Here is a 17,217-nt window from a genome sequence, read left to right as displayed (position 1 = left end):
GCGGCGATTACCCCGCCGCGGCTACGCCCGAGCGGCCTCGCCGAGGATGTCGCGGGTGCTCGTCTCCGGGCGCAGATCCAGACGACGCAGGAGCTGGGCGTTGATCGCCACCACCACGGTCGACGCCGACATCAGGATGGCCCCGACCGACATCGGCAGCACGAATCCGAGTGGTGCCAGCACCCCCGCCGCCAACGGCACCGACAGCAGGTTGTACCCCGCCGCCCACCAGAGGTTCTGCGCCATCTTCCGGTAAGACGCGCGAGAGAGCTGGATGACGGACAACACCGAACGCAGATCCGAGCCGGCCAGGATGACGCCCGCCGAGGCGATCGCCACGTCGGTTCCGGCGCCGATGGCGATGCCGACGTCAGCCTGCGCGAGCGCGGGCGCATCATTGACGCCATCGCCGACCATTGCGACGGCCCGGCCCTCGGACTGGAGATCTCTCACCCTGTCGGCCTTGTCCTCAGGGCGGACCCCCGCGAAGACGCGATCGATACCGAGCTCCCGGGCCACGGAGTTCGCCACCGCCTCCGCGTCGCCGGTGATCATCACGACCTCGCGCTGCAGCGAGTGCAGTGCCTCGATCGCCTGACGGGATTCCTCACGCACGGCATCAGCGAGGCGCAACGCACCGATGACCTCCCCGTCGGAGAGCACGTGCAGGATGATCGCGCCTTCCTCTCGCCAGACATCGGCGACAGGCAACTCCCGCACACTCTCTTCGGCCAGAAGATTCGGTCCGCCGACCCGGATCGTCCTGCCGTCGACCGTGGCCGTGACGCCGACCGCCGGAGAGGATGCGACATCCGATGCGCTGGGGATGCGTGCGCCATGTTCGCGGGCAGCAGCGACGATGGCGCGGGCGAGCGGATGCTCGGAGTCCGCCTCGGCGGCGGCCGCCAGGGCGAGCAGGTCGTCGCGGGTCAGTTGCCCTGTGCTCTCGATGCCGGTCACGGTGGGCTCACCCTTCGTCAGCGTGCCGGTCTTGTCGAACAGCACGGTGTCGACGACGCGCATCCGCTCGAGCGCGAGGCGGTCCTTGATCAGGACGCCACCGCGGGCCGCGCGCTCCGTCGCGATCGAGACGACGAGCGGGATGGCGAGCCCGAGCGCGTGCGGGCAGGCGATGACGAGAACGGTGATCGTGCGTACCACCGCCTCATCGGGCAGTCCGACCAGGCTCCAGACGGCGGCTGTGATGACCGCGGCGCCGAGCGCGAACCAGAACAACCAGGCCGCGGCCCGATCTGCGATCCGCTGGGCCCGCGACGATGAGTTCTGCGCGTCGGCGACAAGACGCTGGATGCCGGCGAGAGCCGTGCCGTCGCCGACCGCCGTGATCTCGACCCGGATCGACGAGTCGGTGGCGATCGTTCCCGCCACCACCCCCGCGCCCGCGGCGCGGCGCACCGTGCGGGACTCCCCCGTGATCATAGATTCGTCCATGCTCGCCGAACCGGCGACCACGCGACCGTCGGCCGGAACGCGTCCGCCGGGGCGCACCACGACGACGTCGCCGACCCGGAGGTCGGAGGGAGCGACCGTTCGTGTGTCATCGCCGTCGACGATCTCGGCCTCATCCGGCAGCAGGGCCGCCAGGGAGTCGAGCGCCGATGTCGTCTGCGCGAGCGAGCGCATCTCGATCCAGTGGCCGAGCAGCATGATGACGATGAGGAGCGCCAACTCCCACCAGAAGTCGAGCTCGTGATCGAGGAGCCCGAGGCTCGCACCGAGTGATGCGACGAACGCGACGGTGATGGCGAGCGCGATCAGCAGCATCATCCCCGGCCGGAGCGCTCGCACCTCCGAGACCGCGCCGGTGAGGAACGGCCATCCGCCCCAGAAGTACATGACCGCACCCAACGATGGTGAGACCCACCCGACCCAGGCACCGTCAGGAAGCGAGTAGCCCAGCAGCATCGAGAACATGCCCGAGAAGGCGACCACCGGCACCGCGAGCACGAGCATGATCCAGAACAGCCGACGGAACTGGGCGACATGATCGCCGTGACCAGCGTGCCCACCATGCCCCATGCCGGCGTGCCCGCTGTCCGCCATACCGGCGTGCTGATCGTGGTGCTCATGGCCCGCCGCATCGGCGTGATGCGCCATGTGATCGTGCGACATCCTGCCCTCCCTCCGCGGACCGCGTCCGCGAATCCAGAATACCCCCCTGGGGTATATCGAAGGCAAGTGATGCAAAGAAGACGGGGCGAGGGTCACAGCCCTCGCCCCGTCTCGTTCAGCGACCTCAGCTCACGCGCATCCGCCGCCGCACGACCAGCAGCAGCATCGCGATTCCGACGGCCAGCAGCAGCGCCCCCAGCACGATGCCGGTCGTCCACAGCGCACCGCCAGTGGCTGCGAGCGGCGATGAGACCGTCACCTCAAGGGCGACCGATGCGAGCTCCGAGGAGGCTGCGAAGGCGCGCAGCGTGTGCGCCCCGGCCGCCGCATCCGCGGGGATGGTGACCGTGGTCTGGAAGGATCCATCCGCCCCGACGGTCTCGTTGCCCAGGACCACGGGCACCGAGTGCAGCTCGAGCCGCAACTGAGTTCCCGGAGCGAAGCCGGCCCCGCTCACCGTCACCGGATCACCCGCCTTGACCGTCTGCGCAGACAGGGACAGCACCGCCGTGGCAGCCGGAGACTCTTCGCCACCAGGCTCCTGCCCACCGGGCTCTTCGCCACCAGGCTCCTGTCCACCGGGCTCTTCGCCACCAGGCTCCTGTCCACCGGGCTCTTCGCCACCAGGCTCCTGTCCACCGGGCGCATCTCCCGCAACGGTCACCTCTAGCGCATCCGTCGTCGTCTTCATGCCTCCCGCATCCGTCACCACGGCCGTGAAGGCGACCTTGGTGCCCTTGTCGGCCTCGGCGGCCTGCCAAGAGAAGGCGTAGGGCGAGACACCCGTCAGCCCCACCGACTTCCCGTTCGCGAGCAGCTCCACGGAGGTGACGGCGAGGTCGTCCTTCGCCCGCACGAGCGGAGCGATCGTGTCACCGACCTCGATCGTGAGGCCCGCACCGGGGTCGACGATCGCTGCCGCCGGCGCCGCATTGTCCACGGCACCCACGGTCATGGGCACGCCCGCCGGCTCGACGGCCTTCGGGTCGAGGACGGTCACGGTGGATCCGTCGGCTGAGAGACCGTCGACGAGGCTGCCGCGCACCGTCACGGGCGCGTCGGTACGCGGCGCCGTACCCGACGCGTCACGGTTCGCCACGCTCACACCGTTGCCGGTCACAACCGATTCACGAACCTCGACAGCACCCGCGTCGCGCAGCTCGACGCCGACGGCGGACGTCGGAGTCGCGTCGAAGCGGTGTCCCGTGATGCGACTCGATGCGACGAACCCGTCGAACCCGCTCGTATAGCGCACGCCGACCTGCGGCTGGCCCGCGTTCGGGGCACCTTCGATGACGGTGCCGGTCACGTATCCGTGCTGACGGATGCCCGCCCGCAGCAGATTCGCCGCGTCGCCGTCCGCCCCGCGGGCACCGTCGAACAGGATGCCGCCCGATTGGAACCCGGTCACACGGCTGTCCGCGATCGTGAGTTCGGTCTCCACCGTCCCGGCACCGGCTCCCTGCAGGAAGTTCGTCTTCACGACACCCCATCCGTGCGGGTGCGCAGCGCGCTCTTCAGGGGTCGTGGCCGTCTTCAGCGGTCCGATCACGCTGTCGCTGATGCGACCGGCCGTGTTGACGAAGGCGACGCCCGCCTCGGCCCAGACCGAACCCGAGGTGATCGTGACGCCGGAGATGTCGACGAACAGCTCGTTGGTGTCCGTCGAGCCCAGCGACTGCCGCGACACCGTGACGACGTTGCCGCCCGTGTCGCGCAGATACGGTGTCGAGCCCTCCAGAGTCGCGAGCGACTGATCCGGCATGATGGTCACCTTGTCGGCGCCAGCGCCCTTGATCTTCAGTGGCTTGGCGATCGTCAGACCGTTGGTCGCGCCGGGCGCGAGCGCCGAGACGGGGTTGCGTGCGGCGACGGTGGGCGTCGAACGCTCCTGGTAGGTCCCCTCGCACACCACGATCGTGTCCCAGGGCGATGCGAAGTCGATCGCCTCCTGGATCTTCGTGAAGTTGGCGTTCGGGCACTGCACCTTGTCGTCGTCGACGACCCACGTCACGTTCGACGCGGGGTCGGCCACGGTGTCGGGCAGCGCGAGCGCGCCTGCGGTGATGTCTGTCTTCTCGAGGAACGCCTTCGGGCTCGGGCCCGAGGCCGGCTCACCGAATCCGGCGCCCGCGTTCTTCGCGGTGCCGTCCGAAAGGATCATCGGCGCGGCGGTGGCCGCCTCCTGGAACCTCACGTCAGCGAGCTGGATCGAACCCGATTCCGGCGTACCCTCGACCCCGAATCGCAGTTCGAGCTTGGCGAGCGAGGACACGTCCACACCCTGCGCGGTGAACTCGGTGAGCGGCACACGGATCTGCTCCAGCACGATGTGGGTCGACGGCGTCTTCGTGCCCGTCGCCATGTGCAGCGCGTTGCCCCAGCGCGGGTCGCCGGCGCGCACCGAAGCCGCCTTGCCCGCGGTGTCGGTCAGCACGATGTCGAAGTCCTGGCTGGATGCGGAGGGGTTCCACATCACGTCCGCCGCCGGCGCTCCGGGCTCCCGCGATGCGTAGCCGGGGTTGCGCGGATCGAAGAAGTTGACATCCGCCGACAGCGCGAGCGCCTTCATGCCGCTGACGTCCTTCGAGGCCGCCGGGATCTGGGCGGTCAGCGTCGCCGACGAGCCCTTCTCCCACGCGAGCGAGAGCTGCCGTCCGTAGGACTGGTTGATCGGCGAGTTCTCCCGAGTGCCGTTCTGTCCGCCGATCTCCGCCTTGCCGGGCAGGGGGCAGGCCTTCGCGCCGGTCGGCTGACCCGCGATGCCGAGCACGCTGGTCGAGAACTGGTTCGGCTCCGGGTTGCACCAGTCGTATCCCAGCGTCGGCTGCGGACGCGGAGTCACGCCGTCGTTGTCGAGGTAAGGGTTCGCGAATCCCGTCCCGCTGAGCGCGCCGCCCAGCGCGTTGAGCGTGAGCGGGTTCTCCACCTCGGGGCGAATGATGTCGATGCGCTCGTTGGACGGCGCGAAGTAGGTCGTCGACACGCGATCGGCGCAGGAGATCGCCGTGTCACCCGCGGTGATGCTCGGACACGCGGACGCGGGCACCTGGTTGTGCGTGGTCGTGTTCGACAGCTCGCCGGTCATGTACGGCTCGAACGCGCCCTCGCCGCCGACGTAGCGACGGAAGAAGGCGGCCATCGTCGCGAGGCCCAGCTTCTCCTGCGCGCCCATGCGCGCCGGGTCGCCGGAGATCTTCGTGTTCACGAGGGGGTTGTAGGTGTCGGAGTTATCGACGCGGTACGACCACGGGTCGTAGCTGGCGGCGCCGCTGAGACGGTGGTTGGTGGCCGCGACATTGTTGGTGCTGGACGGTCGGGTGTCACCGCATGCGGCGTCGCCGCTGGTGTTGCCGTCCTGGCCGTCGGCGAACCAGACGGAGTTGTACCAGTTGTGGTTGGCGCCCAGGTGCGAGACCTGGATCGACGGGAAGGGGTTCTCGCCGTTGATGTACTGGCTGCGCTCGAAGAATCGAGCGCCCTGGAGGTTGGAGACGTCGCCGTCGCACCAGGGAAGCACAGACATGAAGGGCACGCCGTACGGCGCCTTGCGCTCGTAGTCCACGGGCGCAAGCGCGATGACACCGCGCAACGGGTACCGCGGCCCATCGGTGCGGATGCGGTTGTAGTCGATGAAGCTCGTGACGGCGTCGCCACCGCGGGAGTGACCCATGAGCCCGATGCGCGTCATGTCGAGCTTGCCGACGAGCGTCGTACCGAGAGTGGTGTGCTCGTCGACGGGCAGACCCCCCGGCTGGTTGGCGGCCGTGAGCGCGTCGAGCGTCGCGGCGATGAGGAGCCGCCGCTGATGCATGCCCTTGCCGCTCGTGCTGTCCTGGCGCATCATCAGCTGGTCCTGAGACACGGAGAAGACCGTGTACCCCCACGTCGCCAGGTTCTCACCGAGGTACGCGTATCCCGCCTCGTTGCGCTTGAACTGGTTGCAGGAGAGCGTCGTGTTCGAGCCCGCGACATCGCATGATCCGTGGTTGCCGTGCACGAGCACGAGAACGGGTGACGGCTCGCGGCGGTCGCTCGGGTAGTACAGCGCTCCCCGGATCTCGATGTTCTCAGCCGCCTGCGCGGAGCCCGCCGTCGGCGCACCGCCCTGGGAGTTGGGCTCCTGCAGCGCGACCGTGCCCAGCTTCGTCTCCTGGATGGTCGAGGCGGCGAACGGCCCACGCGCTGTGGGGTCGGGCAGCGTGTCCGGATCGAGCATGTCGCCCGCAGCGGCCGGAACGGCCGCCGGAGCGGAGGCAGCGACCGCGGGCGCGGCGGGGAGAAGCAAAGCGGCGATGATGGGGATTGTGGCGAGCGCGCGCCAGCGCGCGGAGCCGAGTGCCTTCACGGCGTCCTCTTCCTGCGTTCGGGTAACGGACGGATACGTCCACCCCGGAACTTAGAGAGGCGGTGTTTCTCGGATGCGCTTCTGTGTTTCAGCTATGTAAATGCTCAGCGCGAGCTGAGCATTTACACTCACTCGCGGCGCTCGATCCCGTTCACGATGAGGTCGATGGCGAAGACGCGTCGCGCCTCGTCGCCCGGGCCGGTCAGCAGTGCGGCGGATCTCGTCACGCGAGGGAACCGGGCGGGATCGGCCTCTTGGTACATGGCCCGCACCCGCCCCCGCTGCACGGCACCGCGAGGATCCTCGTGACGCACGGCCCGTTCGACGGCGGTGGATGCGGCGAACTGAGCGATGAGATCGACGGCCAGCGCGGCACGATCGTCCGGCACACCTCCCGCATCCATCAGCGTCAGCTCGTGCTCCGCGAGCCGAAGCGCGCCTGGCAGCGTCGGAATGGTCCCGAGCGCGACACCTCCGAGGCCGGGGTAGCGACCGAGAGCGTCGATGGTGTTGCCGATCGTGGCGGCGAGCGCCGGCTTCCATCCGCCCGTCGTGATCTCGACGAGTTCCACCTCGCCGTACGCCGCGTCGAGAAGATGCTCGAGCAGTACGTCACGGTTGGCGAAGTACGCGTACAGGGATGCAGGCCCCGTTTCGACGCGATCCGCGACCTGTCGCAGGGTCAGCGCGTCGACCCCCCGTTCGCGCACCAGTTGCTTCGCCGCATCCAGAATCGCCTGCCGAGAAAGCGGAGCCTTGGCGGATCTTCCGCGGCGGGCTCGCCCATCGCCTGTCGAAGTCATGCGCCGAGAGTACCAGTTGACACGAACGCCGTTCGTAACGAATACTGTTCGCGAACAACGTTCGTAATTGAGAAGGGTGTCTGATGTCTGTTCTGGTTGTGGGTGCGAGCGGCGCCGTGGGCGGCGCGGTGGTGGAAGGACTCCTCGAGCGCGGAGCGGAGGTCCGTGCGACCAGTCGTTCGCCCGAGAAGCTGACTCTGCCCGCCTCCGTGCAGACCTTCGCCGCGGACCTCGACGACCCCGCATCCTTCGCCGATGCCCTTGTGGGCGTCGATCGGGTGTTCCTCTACGCAGATCTCGCTGCGCCGGAACCGCTGCTGCACACGCTTGCCGCCGCCCACGTGCGACATGTGGTGCTGCTGTCCTCCAGCGCCGTCACCCTGCCGGGCGCGGCGGAGGATTTCAACGGCGGCCGCTTCCTTCGCGTCGAACGAGCCGTCGAGGAGTCGGGGCTCGCCTACACGTTCCTCCGACCGGGCGGCTTCGCCAGCAACGCTGCGCGGTGGAGCTGGGCCATCAGGAGCGACGGAGCCGTCCCTCTCCCTCACCCGGATGCGGTGCAGGCCCCCATCCACGAACAGGACATCGCCGATGTCGCCGTGATCGCGATGACCTCGGACGCCCTGATGGGACAGGCGCCGTCACTCAGCGGACCCGAACGCCTCACGTTGCGCGAACAGATCGAGATCATCGGCGACGTCATCGGACGGCCGCTCTCGGTGACCGAACAGACGGAGGCGGAGTCGGCGGCGATGCTCTCGCGTCATGTTCCGGAGGTCTGGGTACGCCAGATCATCAAGGATTGGCGGGAGGCCGTCGGGTCCACCCCACCCCTGTCAGCCGAGTACACGCGCATCACCGGCAAGCCGTCTCGCACGTTCCGCCGATGGGTGGAAGACAACAAGCGCCTGTTCCAAGGGGAGGACAGCGCCGGCCGCGTCCTCAGCGGCGGGTCTGCCCCAGATTGAGGGACGTCATGATCAGGCCGAACCCCACGAACGCGAGCAGCGCACCGCCGACGAGAATGAGCACCGAAGGGACCATGACGTCGAGGTACTCGGGCCCGAATCGGATGAGCCAGGGAAAAAGAGCCGTCTGAGCCAAGAGGTAGGCCGCCCCGTGCCCGGCGATGACGAACCCGCCTGCGATGCCGGCAAGGCCGGCGACGATGAGCAGTACCCGCGCGAACAGGCGGGAGCGCCCGTCGGTCTCTGCCTGCTTCGACGGCTCGGCGACGCCCCCGGCATCACCGTCCTCAAATCCCAACCCAGCCAGCACCTCGTGTGTCGCACGAGCGTTCTCGTCTCTCACCTCGCCACCCCCAAGGTCCGGCTGATTCACCGCATCGAGTTCAGTGTGGCGCGACCCGCGCGTCACGGCAATCCACAGGGCTGCCCGCCCCGCGCACGCCGTACGATCCGGGTATGCAAGAGCGAACGGCCCGCGCGTGAGCACCCCGGCCACGGATTTCTCCTCGCGCCGCCACCGCGCCGGGTGGCGGGTCACGCTCCTTTTCGGCGTGTTCTTCGTCGTCACTGTCGCCGTAGGCCTGACGTCCTCGTGGATCTACGCCCCTGCCATCGGCTGGATCGCGGGGGCCGGCACCTTCTCGGCGTGGGTGTGGCTCGGCATCCTGCGGCTGGACGCCGTCCAGACCGAGCAGCACGCGACGCGCGAGGATCCGACCCGGACAACCGCGCAGACCCTGCTGGTGCTGGCCAGTCTCGCAAGCTTCGGGGCCATCGCGCTCGTGCTGGTGGAGGCGGGCACCGTGAGCTCGAACTCCGCCCGGCTCGAACTGGCCGGCATCGCGGTCGTCACCGTGGCGTCGTCGTGGTTCCTCATCCACGTGCTCTTCAGCCTCCGCTACGCCGCGCTCTACTACGCACAGCACGGCGGCATCGACTTCAACCAGCCGGATCCCCCCGCCTACCGCGACTTCGCCTACCTCGCGTTCACCCTCGGCATGACGTACCAGGTGTCGGACACCACCATCACCAGCAGCACCATCCGACGCGAGGCCCTTCGCCATGCGCTCCTGTCGTTCCTCCTCGGCGTCGTGGTCGTCGCGGCGACCATCAACCTCGTCTCGAGCCTCGCCCACTGACCGAGAGGATGCGGCAATCCACAGCGGTTCTGGACCCCGAATCCACGGTGTTATCGTCTGATCAGGACGCAGATCGCGCCCGGGCGCACCGGCACGAGGCATCCGATTCCCCCTCGGACCCGACCGACTCTCCCAGGAGTCACATGTCTGAGCACGTGCCGTTCACCGACAACTTCAGCGACCTCTCCAACGCCGACGGCTACCAGTTCGAGTTCCGCTGCGAGCGCTGCGGCAACGGCTACCGTTCGGCGTTCCGCCGCGACCCTCGCGCGGCCGGCCAGAAGATCGCGCGTGGTCTCGGCAACCTCTTCGGTGGCCAGCTGTCGCAGTTCACCTCCATGGCCGAGAACCTGCTCGACCGCAGCACCAACTCCCCCGCCAAGGATGAGGCGCTGCGCGCCGCCACCGCGGAGATCGGCCCGCGGTTCCACCAGTGCCGCGGATGCAGCGACTGGGTGTGCGGCGACGCGTGCTGGAACGATCAGGTCGGGCAGTGCGTGCGCTGCTCCCCCGCCCTCACCGAGGAGCTCGCGCAGCTGCAGGTCGAGGCTCGGCGTCAGCAGATGCGCCAGCGGCTGGAGACCGTGGACCTGGTCGGCGGCGTCGACCTCGGTCGCCAGGCCCAGCCGCGCTGCCCCGCGTGCGGCGCGCAGTCGCACGGCGGCAAGTTCTGCGGGGAGTGCGGGGCCTCACTGGTGAGTGTCCGTATGTGCACCGGTTGCCGCGCGGAGAACCCCGGCACATCCCGCTTCTGCGCGGAATGCGGAACGAGCCTCATCTCCTGACGCCAGGTCGGCGAACTGTTCCCGCTCCGCTGCGCAAGCCCCGCCGACTGTCGGGGCGCATCGCGTACGTTCGTGGCATGACGGCACGCATCCCGACGTCCGCCGCTCCGATTCGACGGCGGCGCGAGCGTGCCTGAGCGCGTGAACGCGGAGGTAGAGCGGCTGCTCGGGCTCGACAGCGCCATCGTCGTGCACTACACCGACGCGATCACCCCCGACAGCTTCTCGCTGAGCTACCGCTCGCTGTACCTGCACAGCTCGCACCGGGAGGCCATCGAGGCGATCTGGGCGGCGCGACGCCAGGACGGTGCGGCCGCATCATGATGACGGCCCCGAACGCCGCGGGCGTCGTCTGGGCGCGCGTCGAAGACGGCTTCCACGTCGGCAGCAGGTGGGGCGAGTTCCTGGGGTACATCGAGCGACAGAGCGACGGCACGTTCGTTGCCTTCGACATGCACTCGCGCCCTGCGGGGCGCTTCACCGTGATCACCCACGCGATGAGCGCACTCACCGCGCAGCCGCCGCGCCCGCATCCCGTCCGGCGCTGAAGGAGCCCCCACCGTGACCGGCCCGTTGATCTCCGTCGTCTACACCAGTCACGCGCGCGCCCCCTTCACCGACCCCGACCTGGAGCAGCTGCTCGCCACCAGCCGGGAGTCGAACGCTCGCCGCGGGATCACCGGCATGCTCCTGTATCGGGCGGGACACTTCATCCAGATCCTCGAGGGTCCGGATGCGGCGGTGCGCGACCTGATGCGGGTGATCCGGGAGGATCCCCGGCATGCCGACGTGCGGATCGTGCGGGACGAGGAGATTCGCGAGCGACGGTTCTCGGAGTGGAGCATGGGGTACGAACCCATCTCACCTCCCTCGCATCCCGCTCCCGACGGCTTCCGAGACACGTTCGACGACCTCGGCGACCAGGACGACCCGGACAACGTGCTGCGGGCGATCGGCGAGCTCACACTGTGGTTCCGGGTGCGCAGCCGCCACCACAGGGGCTGAGCACTCCGCGCCCTCCGATGTGTCAAGCCCCCTCCGCCCCGGCGCGGGAACGGGTGAGATGCAGACGTTCCCCCGAACGATCGGAGCACTCGTGTCACTGACCGCCATCCCCCGGGCGACGCTGCCCGGTCTGCCCTTCGCCGCGCGAGGCCCGCTGAGTGAGGCCGTCGCGCTTCGCCTCTCGGCCGCTGCGGCAGGCGACGATCTGGCCGTGCTGGCCCAGCGTGCCCTCGAGATGACGCCGGACATCGTCCGGGACGACGACATCCAACTCGCGCTCTTCTGCCTCTACGCGAACGCCTACGGCTCGCTCGACGGCCTCGACGCCGCACTGGAGTGGGATGCGGAGCTCCTCACCGTGCGGCAGCTGGTCGAATCCGCATTCGAAGCCGCCCTGCGTCGGGAGATCGCCGTGCCCGCCCTCCCGGCTCCCCAGGCCGCCGATGTCGCGCAGGCGCTCTTCACGTTGACCGCCGATGACAACGGCCCTAGCCTGTCCCGCTACCTCGCTCGCAAAGCGACCGAGGAGCAGGCGCGCGAGTTCCTCATCCAACGCACGGTCTACACGCTTCGCGAAGCCGACCCGCACTCGTGGGCGATCCCTCGACTGCGCGGCCGTGCGAAAGCTGCGCTCGTGGAGATCCAGTCCGACGAGTACGGCGGGGGCCGGCCCGATCGCGTACACGCCGAGATCTTCGCGCGCACCGTCCGCGCCGCCGGCCTCGACGATCGCTACGGCGCATACGTCGACGACGTCCCCGCTGTGACCCTGGCCTCGCACAACACGATGTCGATGTTCGGGTTGAACCGTCGCCTGCTCGGAGCCATCGTGGGCCACCTGGCCGCCTTCGAGATGACGTCCTCCATCCCCAATCGTCTGTACGGCGACGGTCTGCGCCGGCTCGGCTACGGCGAGGACGTGACCGACTACTTCGACGAGCACGTCGAAGCCGACGCCGTGCACGAGCAGATCGCCGGCCGGGACCTCGCCGGCGCCCTCGCGGAGGACCGGCCCGACCTGCTCGCCGACATCATGTTCGGCGCTGCCGCCTGCTTGGCCGTCGACGGCTGGGTCGCGCAGCACATGTACGACGCGTTCACGAGCGGCGCCTCCTCACTGCGTGGCGGTGTCGCATGAGCGACGAACCCGTGACCATCACCGCCTACCCCGATGGACCGCTGCTCGTGCGCGGCGAAGCGCGGATCGTGGACGCGGCCGGCAACCCTGTCCCGCGCCGCCGGCGCACCGTCGCCCTGTGTCGCTGCGGACTGTCGAGCATCAAGCCGTTCTGCGACGGCACGCACAAGGCGGCGGGCTTCCGCACGGACGAGTGATGACGGCGCGCGCGGAGTACGTCCTGCCCCTGCGGTGGACGGATGACGCGGACGCGCCGGATCTCACGGCCTACCTTCGGGCGCTGAGCCGCCACATCGACATCACAGTGGTCGATGCGTCGCCACCCGACGTCGCCGAACGGCACGCACGGCTGTGGTCGCCCTACGCACGCCATCTGCGCGTCACCCGCCCGGACGGCGTCAACGGCAAGGCATGGGGGGTCGGCATCGGTGTCGCCGCCGCACGTCACGAGCACGTCGTCATCGCGGACGACGACGTGCGATACGGGGCGCGCACATTGCGAGAGGTGCTCCGGATGCTGGAGGTCGCCGATCTCGTGAAGCCGCAGAACCATTTCAGCCCGCGACCCTGGCATGCCCGCTGGGACACCGCCCGTTCGCTCCTCAACCGCGTTCTCGGCAGCGACTACCCCGGAACGTACGGCCTACGCGCTTCGACGTTCAGGAGGCTCGGCGGCTACGATCCGCGCGTACTGTTCGAGAACCTCGAGCTCGAGCGCACGGTACGCGTCGGCGGCGGCCGCATCCGCTCCTGCCCGCACCTCTATGTCGCTCGGCGCCCGCCGAGCTCCCGGCACTTCCGCGGTCAGCGCGTGCGCCAGGCATACGACAGCCTTGCGCAGCCGGCACGCCTGGCCGTCGAGCTTTCGCTGCTGCCCGCCCTGCTGCTCACGCACCACCGCCCGCGCACCACGTTGTTCGCCGCCGTCGCGGCGGTCGCTTGGGCTGAGGCCGGCCGCCGCAGGCACGGCGGCCGGTCCGTCTTCCCCGCGACGAGCGCCCTCTGGGCGCCGCTGTGGGTCATGGAGCGTGCGGTGGCCGCGTGGTGCGCCCTCGCTCTGCGGACGCGGGGCGGCGTGCGCTACGCCGGGACGCGATTTCCCACTGCCGCACACCCGCGGAAGTGGATCCGCGACCGGCTCGCGCACCGCGGCGATCACCTCGCGGCGGTGCTCTCCACCATCCGTTCGACCTCGGCGACGACCCGCGGATGAGCCAGCACGCGGAAGTGTCCACCGGTCGCGAGGCGCACGTTCCGCGCGCCCGCCAGCGCGCTTCCGCCGGGGATGTGCGGGGCGAAGGCGCCGTAGACGGAGACGATCCGCCTGTTCACATCGACGATCCGCGAGAGAGCGAGGATTCCGGGGTCCGTCGGGGAGAAGGCCCGCAAGGAGCGTGTCGGCATGAGGCGCCCGTACACGGACCCACCGAACGGAGTGGCGACCGCCACCATCCCGCGGATCCTGCGGCCGATGCCGGGATCGGCCATGAGAGTCTTGCCGATCAGACCACCCTTGCTGTGCGCGACCAGGACCACGTCGTCGAGAGGCCGCCTGCGCAGATAGTCGGCGACATGCCCGACGCCGACATCCACCGGCCACCGATTGCGTCCGAGCGCGTCGATCACGTGCACCGCATATCCACGGCGACGCAGCGCGACGGCAAGCGGCTGGAGGAACCGCCAGCTCTCGTACACGCCCGGGAGCAGGACGATCGCGGGACCAGCCCCCTCCGCGTACGACGACGGATCCGTGTGATCGGGAACCCCGCGCAACTGCCATTTCAGCGCATAGGCGTAGTCGGCGGCCCACCACCATCCACGGCGAACGATGGCGGAGATCACGAGCGCCTCATCGCCCGGATCGAGAAGCGATGCAGATCATCGGCGACGGCGCGGGGCGCCGTGAACTGCGCGTGGTGCGCCTGCCCGCTGATCGTCACGACAAGGCCATCCCCCGCCCCGGCCGCGAGCGCCTCGGCCCAATCCGCGCGGGCGATGGGGTCGTGCTCGCCGCGGACGACGAGCACGGGACGGTCGAGATCCGCCAGCACGGACTGCGTGTCGTAGCGCAGCATGTGACGGACCTGCCGGAAGAACCAACGCGGGCCACACCGGACGTAGTCGATCACGACGCGCACGTTGACCCGCATGCTCTCGCGAACGGCCAGCGCGGCCGCCTGGTGGCGAAGCGTGCGGCGGCGAGCATCCACGACGGGTCCGATGAGTGCGACCGCGGCAACCGCATCCGGATGCCGTCGCACCGTCTCGAGCACCCACTGCACCCCCATGGAGTGCCCAACGAGGACGGCCGTCTCGACACCGGCACCCGTGAGCGCGGCGAAAAGGACATCAGCCATCGCGGCGATGTCGAGGTCCTTCCGCGGGCGCGGAAGCCCTCCGAAGCCGGGCAGGTCCACGAGGTGCACCTCGTGCTGCGCCGTAAGCGCGGCGGCGAGCGGACGCAACGACCGGTGCGACATCCCCACGCCGTGCACCATCACGAAGGCAGGCGTGTCCCGCGTCGATCCGAGCGTGCGCAGGACCGCCGTCGGGGCGTCGCTCATGCGGCGACCCTACGCAGGGTCGGCGCATCCACGGACGAGCTTGACATCCTCTCGTGCCCGACACGAGAGGATGGAGACATGGACACCGCACACGACGACGAGGTCGCCGCCGACTACCTGAGCGCCGCGCTCGTGCCGCGCCCCTCGAACTGGGTACGCGCGGGGGTCGATGCCCTGCTCGGTTCTGGCGTACTCAACATGTACGACGTCGAAGTCCGCCGGATCGACACCCAGGCGCTCGTGCTCCGCATCCCCACCGACGCCAACATGGCGTCGCATCTGTTCGGCAAGATCGAGCTGGAGATGGAGACACTCACGGTCTCGGCGTTCCTGGAGTCCTGGCGTCCGATGCAGCGCTGATCGGGACCGGTCCGGCAGGGTGGGCCCAATAGGGCCCCTCTCGCTCGCCCCGGCCGGCTCCGGATGCGGCAGACTTCCTCCTGGGCATTCGCCCGTGGTCCCGCATCCGCGCCCGGGAGGAGCCCGATGACCAGCGTCGAACTGCACCGCAGCGGCCCCGCCAAGAAGAAGCGCCGGACCATCGCCCCGGATCGCCTGTCGGCCGCCCTGATGCTGATCGCCACCGCTCTCGCCATCATCTGGGCGAACAGTCCCTGGGGTGCGGGCTACGAGCACTTCTGGGAGACGCCCATCACGATCGCCGTCGGCGACGTGCAGATCGACTCGAATCTGCACGCGCTCGTCAATGACGGGCTGATGACGCTGTTCTTCTTCCTCGTCGGCCTCGAGGTCAAGCGCGAGCTGACCATCGGCGAGCTCACCGACCGCGCTCGTGCCACGCTTCCCATCGCGGCGGCGGTCGCGGGACTCGTGGTACCCGCGGCGATCTTCATCCTCTTCACCCTCGGCACCGAAGAGACGCACGCGTGGGGCGTCGTGATCTCCACCGACACGGCGTTCCTGCTGGGAGCCCTCGCCATCATCGGCCCCAAGTTCCCCGCCCGCCTGCGGGCGTTCCTGCTGACCCTCGCCGTCGTCGACGACATCGGGGCACTGCTGGTGATCGGCATCTTCTACTCCGACAGCCTCAACCTCGTGGCCCTCGTGGTGGCCGTCGTGCTCATGGGGCTCATCGCCCTGGTGCGATTCCTCCCCTACGGCCGCGGCTTCTCGTACGCGGCTCTGGGCATCGCCCTCTGGGTCGTCGTGCTGCTGTCGGGCGTGCACGCGACCCTCGCCGGTGTCGCCATCGCATTCCTCATCCCGGTCTTCCCGCCCCGGCGCAGCGATGTCGAGCGCACGGCCGAGCTCACCCGTGCCTTCCGCGAGTCGCCCAACACGGTCTATGCGGCCGCGGTGCAGCGCAGCCTCCGCGACTCGCTCTCGATCAACGAACGCGTGGATGCGGGATGGCGCCCCTACATCTCCTTCGGTGTGCTGCCCCTGTTCGCGCTGGCGAACGCGGGCGTCCACCTCGACCCTGCGACGCTGAAGGAAGCCTTCACCTCACCGTTGACCTGGGGCATCATCGTCGCGCTCGTCGCCGGCAAGTTCGTCGGCATCACGGGCGCGACCTGGCTGCTGCGCGCGACGGGCAAGGGCGTTCTCGCCCCCGGCCTCGGGATGACACGGATCGCCGGCGGCGGAGCCCTTTCGGGCATCGGGTTCACGATCGCGCTCTTTCTCGTGCCCATTGCGATCGACGACCCGCACACCCAGGACCTCGCTCGCGTCGGCGTGCTCACCGCATCCGTCCTCGCGTTCCTCGCCGGATGGGCGATCATCTCGGTCGGCGACCGCCTGCGTCCGCCCGTCGCCGTCGGCAAGTACCTGAACCGACCGGTCGACCCCGCGCGCGACCACATCAAGGGGCCGAAGGACGCGCCGCTCACGATCGTCGAGTACGGCGATTTCGAGTGCCCGTTCTGCGGCCGCGCGACCGGCTCGATCGACGAGGTCTTCGCCGCGCTGGGCGACCAGGTGCGGTGGGTGTGGCGGCACCTGCCGCTCGACGCCCCGCATCCGCACGCCCAGCAGGCGGCGCAGGCATCGGAGGCTGCGGCGGCGCAGGGCCACTTCTACGAGATGACGCGCAAGATGTTCGCCCATCAGGATCAGCTGGAGCTCTCGGATCTGATCCGCTACGCCGACGAGCTGGGTCTGGACACCGATCGTTTCGCCGACGACCTGCGCTCCCCCGCTGTGCTCCGCCACATCCAGGACGACCGCTTGGACGCGGAGCTCATGGACCTGCACTCGACGCCCACGTTCTTCATCGGCGGGATCCGCCACGTCGGCCCGTGGGACTCGGCCTCGCTCATCCGCGCGCTGGAAGCGTCCCGCGGTCGCGTCATCGAACCGCACCCGTAAGTC

At 69.3% G+C, this 17,217-nt stretch carries 17 protein-coding genes; 11 read left to right on the top strand and 6 right to left on the bottom strand.

Annotated elements, in window-relative coordinates:
- Positions 1–21: 21 nt before the first annotated feature.
- From QE377_RS12250 to QE377_RS12240, 3 genes are all read right to left on the bottom strand, one after another.
- Complete coding sequence (locus QE377_RS12250; RefSeq protein ID WP_373459532.1) at positions 22–2,133, bottom strand: heavy metal translocating P-type ATPase; 2,112 nt, start codon at positions 2,131–2,133, stop codon at positions 22–24.
- Positions 2,134–2,257: 124 nt separating this feature from the next.
- Entirely contained in the window at positions 2,258–6,481 is a 4,224-nt protein-coding gene (locus QE377_RS12245) for an Ig-like domain-containing protein (RefSeq protein WP_307323512.1), read from the bottom strand.
- Positions 6,482–6,609: 128 nt separating this feature from the next.
- Positions 6,610–7,284: a TetR/AcrR family transcriptional regulator gene (locus QE377_RS12240; RefSeq protein ID WP_307323509.1), complete on the bottom strand. Its 675-nt coding sequence runs from the start codon at positions 7,282–7,284 to the stop codon at positions 6,610–6,612.
- An 83-nt stretch (positions 7,285–7,367) separates the two neighbouring features.
- Here QE377_RS12240 and QE377_RS12235 point away from each other — a divergent pair, with 83 nt between their 5' ends.
- Complete coding sequence (locus QE377_RS12235; protein WP_307323506.1) at positions 7,368–8,252, top strand: SDR family oxidoreductase; 885 nt, start codon at positions 7,368–7,370, stop codon at positions 8,250–8,252.
- Here the strand turns inward: QE377_RS12235 and QE377_RS12230 are convergent.
- The gene (locus QE377_RS12230) at positions 8,227–8,595 is read right to left on the bottom strand and encodes a hypothetical protein (RefSeq protein WP_307323504.1); all 369 of its coding nucleotides are present in this window, start codon (positions 8,593–8,595) and stop codon (positions 8,227–8,229) included. The two genes, QE377_RS12235 and QE377_RS12230, sit on opposite strands and share 26 nt — an antisense overlap.
- Positions 8,596–8,731: 136 nt before the next feature.
- On the opposite strand from QE377_RS12230, the gene QE377_RS12225 reads away from it, so the two are divergent.
- From QE377_RS12225 to QE377_RS12190, 8 genes are all read left to right on the top strand, one after another.
- Positions 8,732–9,391, top strand: a complete 660-nt coding sequence (locus QE377_RS12225) for a DUF1345 domain-containing protein (RefSeq protein WP_307323501.1) — start codon at positions 8,732–8,734, stop codon at positions 9,389–9,391.
- A gap of 143 nt (positions 9,392–9,534) precedes the next feature.
- The gene (locus QE377_RS12220; RefSeq protein ID WP_307323499.1) at positions 9,535–10,176 is read left to right on the top strand and encodes a zinc ribbon domain-containing protein; all 642 of its coding nucleotides are present in this window, start codon (positions 9,535–9,537) and stop codon (positions 10,174–10,176) included.
- A 141-nt stretch (positions 10,177–10,317) separates the two neighbouring features.
- Complete coding sequence (locus tag QE377_RS12215) at positions 10,318–10,500, top strand: hypothetical protein (RefSeq protein ID WP_307323496.1); 183 nt, start codon at positions 10,318–10,320, stop codon at positions 10,498–10,500.
- The gene (locus tag QE377_RS12210; RefSeq protein ID WP_307323493.1) at positions 10,497–10,724 is read left to right on the top strand and encodes a hypothetical protein; all 228 of its coding nucleotides are present in this window, start codon (positions 10,497–10,499) and stop codon (positions 10,722–10,724) included. Before QE377_RS12215 ends, QE377_RS12210 begins: the two co-directional genes overlap by 4 nt.
- Positions 10,725–10,737: 13 nt before the next feature.
- Positions 10,738–11,181 (top strand): BLUF domain-containing protein, encoded by a 444-nt coding sequence (locus QE377_RS12205; RefSeq protein WP_307323490.1) that lies wholly within the window; start codon positions 10,738–10,740, stop codon positions 11,179–11,181.
- Between the two features lie 97 nt (positions 11,182–11,278).
- Complete coding sequence (locus QE377_RS12200; protein WP_307325989.1) at positions 11,279–12,319, top strand: iron-containing redox enzyme family protein; 1,041 nt, start codon at positions 11,279–11,281, stop codon at positions 12,317–12,319.
- On the top strand, positions 12,316–12,516 hold the full coding sequence (locus QE377_RS12195; protein ID WP_307323486.1) for a CDGSH iron-sulfur domain-containing protein: 201 nt from the start codon (positions 12,316–12,318) through the stop codon (positions 12,514–12,516). Before QE377_RS12200 ends, QE377_RS12195 begins: the two co-directional genes overlap by 4 nt.
- Complete coding sequence (locus QE377_RS12190) at positions 12,516–13,532, top strand: glycosyltransferase family 2 protein (RefSeq protein WP_307323483.1); 1,017 nt, start codon at positions 12,516–12,518, stop codon at positions 13,530–13,532. Before QE377_RS12195 ends, QE377_RS12190 begins: the two co-directional genes overlap by 1 nt.
- Here QE377_RS12190 and QE377_RS12185 read toward each other — a convergent pair.
- Together QE377_RS12185 and QE377_RS12180 are read right to left on the bottom strand one after the other, a co-directional pair.
- Positions 13,475–14,161, bottom strand: coding sequence for a triacylglycerol lipase (locus QE377_RS12185; RefSeq protein WP_307323480.1), 687 nt, complete (start codon positions 14,159–14,161; stop codon positions 13,475–13,477). The two genes, QE377_RS12190 and QE377_RS12185, sit on opposite strands and share 58 nt — an antisense overlap.
- A complete protein-coding gene (locus QE377_RS12180; protein ID WP_307323477.1) occupies positions 14,158–14,883 on the bottom strand; it encodes an alpha/beta fold hydrolase in 726 nt (241 codons plus the stop codon). The genes QE377_RS12185 and QE377_RS12180 overlap by 4 nt, the downstream gene beginning before the upstream one ends.
- Before the next feature lie 78 nt (positions 14,884–14,961).
- On the opposite strand from QE377_RS12180, the gene QE377_RS12175 reads away from it, so the two are divergent.
- Both QE377_RS12175 and nhaA read left to right on the top strand, forming a co-directional pair.
- Positions 14,962–15,243, top strand: coding sequence for a hypothetical protein (locus tag QE377_RS12175; protein ID WP_307323475.1), 282 nt, complete (start codon positions 14,962–14,964; stop codon positions 15,241–15,243).
- Positions 15,244–15,369: 126 nt separating this feature from the next.
- On the top strand, positions 15,370–17,214 hold the full coding sequence (nhaA, locus tag QE377_RS12170; RefSeq protein ID WP_307323472.1) for a Na+/H+ antiporter NhaA: 1,845 nt from the start codon (positions 15,370–15,372) through the stop codon (positions 17,212–17,214).
- Positions 17,215–17,217 lie beyond the last annotated feature (3 nt).

The organism is Microbacterium sp. SORGH_AS_0862, assembly GCF_030818795.1.
GTDB lineage: Bacteria > Actinomycetota > Actinomycetes > Actinomycetales > Microbacteriaceae > Microbacterium.
This window is presented reverse-complemented; position numbering and strand designations above follow the sequence as displayed.

What these genes read in the sequence shown, in the direction of transcription:
- QE377_RS12235 (WP_307323506.1), top strand. Translation starts at nt 7,368, where the DNA reads ATGTCTGTTCTGGTTGTGGGTGCGAGCGGCGCCGTGGGCGGCGCGGTG.
- QE377_RS12250 (WP_373459532.1), bottom strand. Translation starts at nt 2,133, where the DNA reads ATGTCGCACGATCACATGGCGCATCACGCCGATGCGGCGGGCCATGAG.
- nhaA (WP_307323472.1), top strand. Translation starts at nt 15,370, where the DNA reads ATGACCAGCGTCGAACTGCACCGCAGCGGCCCCGCCAAGAAGAAGCGC.
- QE377_RS12175 (WP_307323475.1), top strand. Translation starts at nt 14,962, where the DNA reads ATGGACACCGCACACGACGACGAGGTCGCCGCCGACTACCTGAGCGCC.
- QE377_RS12210 (WP_307323493.1), top strand. Translation starts at nt 10,497, where the DNA reads ATGATGACGGCCCCGAACGCCGCGGGCGTCGTCTGGGCGCGCGTCGAA.
- QE377_RS12240 (WP_307323509.1), bottom strand. Translation starts at nt 7,284, where the DNA reads ATGACTTCGACAGGCGATGGGCGAGCCCGCCGCGGAAGATCCGCCAAG.
- QE377_RS12180 (WP_307323477.1), bottom strand. Translation starts at nt 14,883, where the DNA reads ATGAGCGACGCCCCGACGGCGGTCCTGCGCACGCTCGGATCGACGCGG.
- QE377_RS12195 (WP_307323486.1), top strand. Translation starts at nt 12,316, where the DNA reads ATGAGCGACGAACCCGTGACCATCACCGCCTACCCCGATGGACCGCTG.
- QE377_RS12190 (WP_307323483.1), top strand. Translation starts at nt 12,516, where the DNA reads ATGACGGCGCGCGCGGAGTACGTCCTGCCCCTGCGGTGGACGGATGAC.
- QE377_RS12220 (WP_307323499.1), top strand. Translation starts at nt 9,535, where the DNA reads ATGTCTGAGCACGTGCCGTTCACCGACAACTTCAGCGACCTCTCCAAC.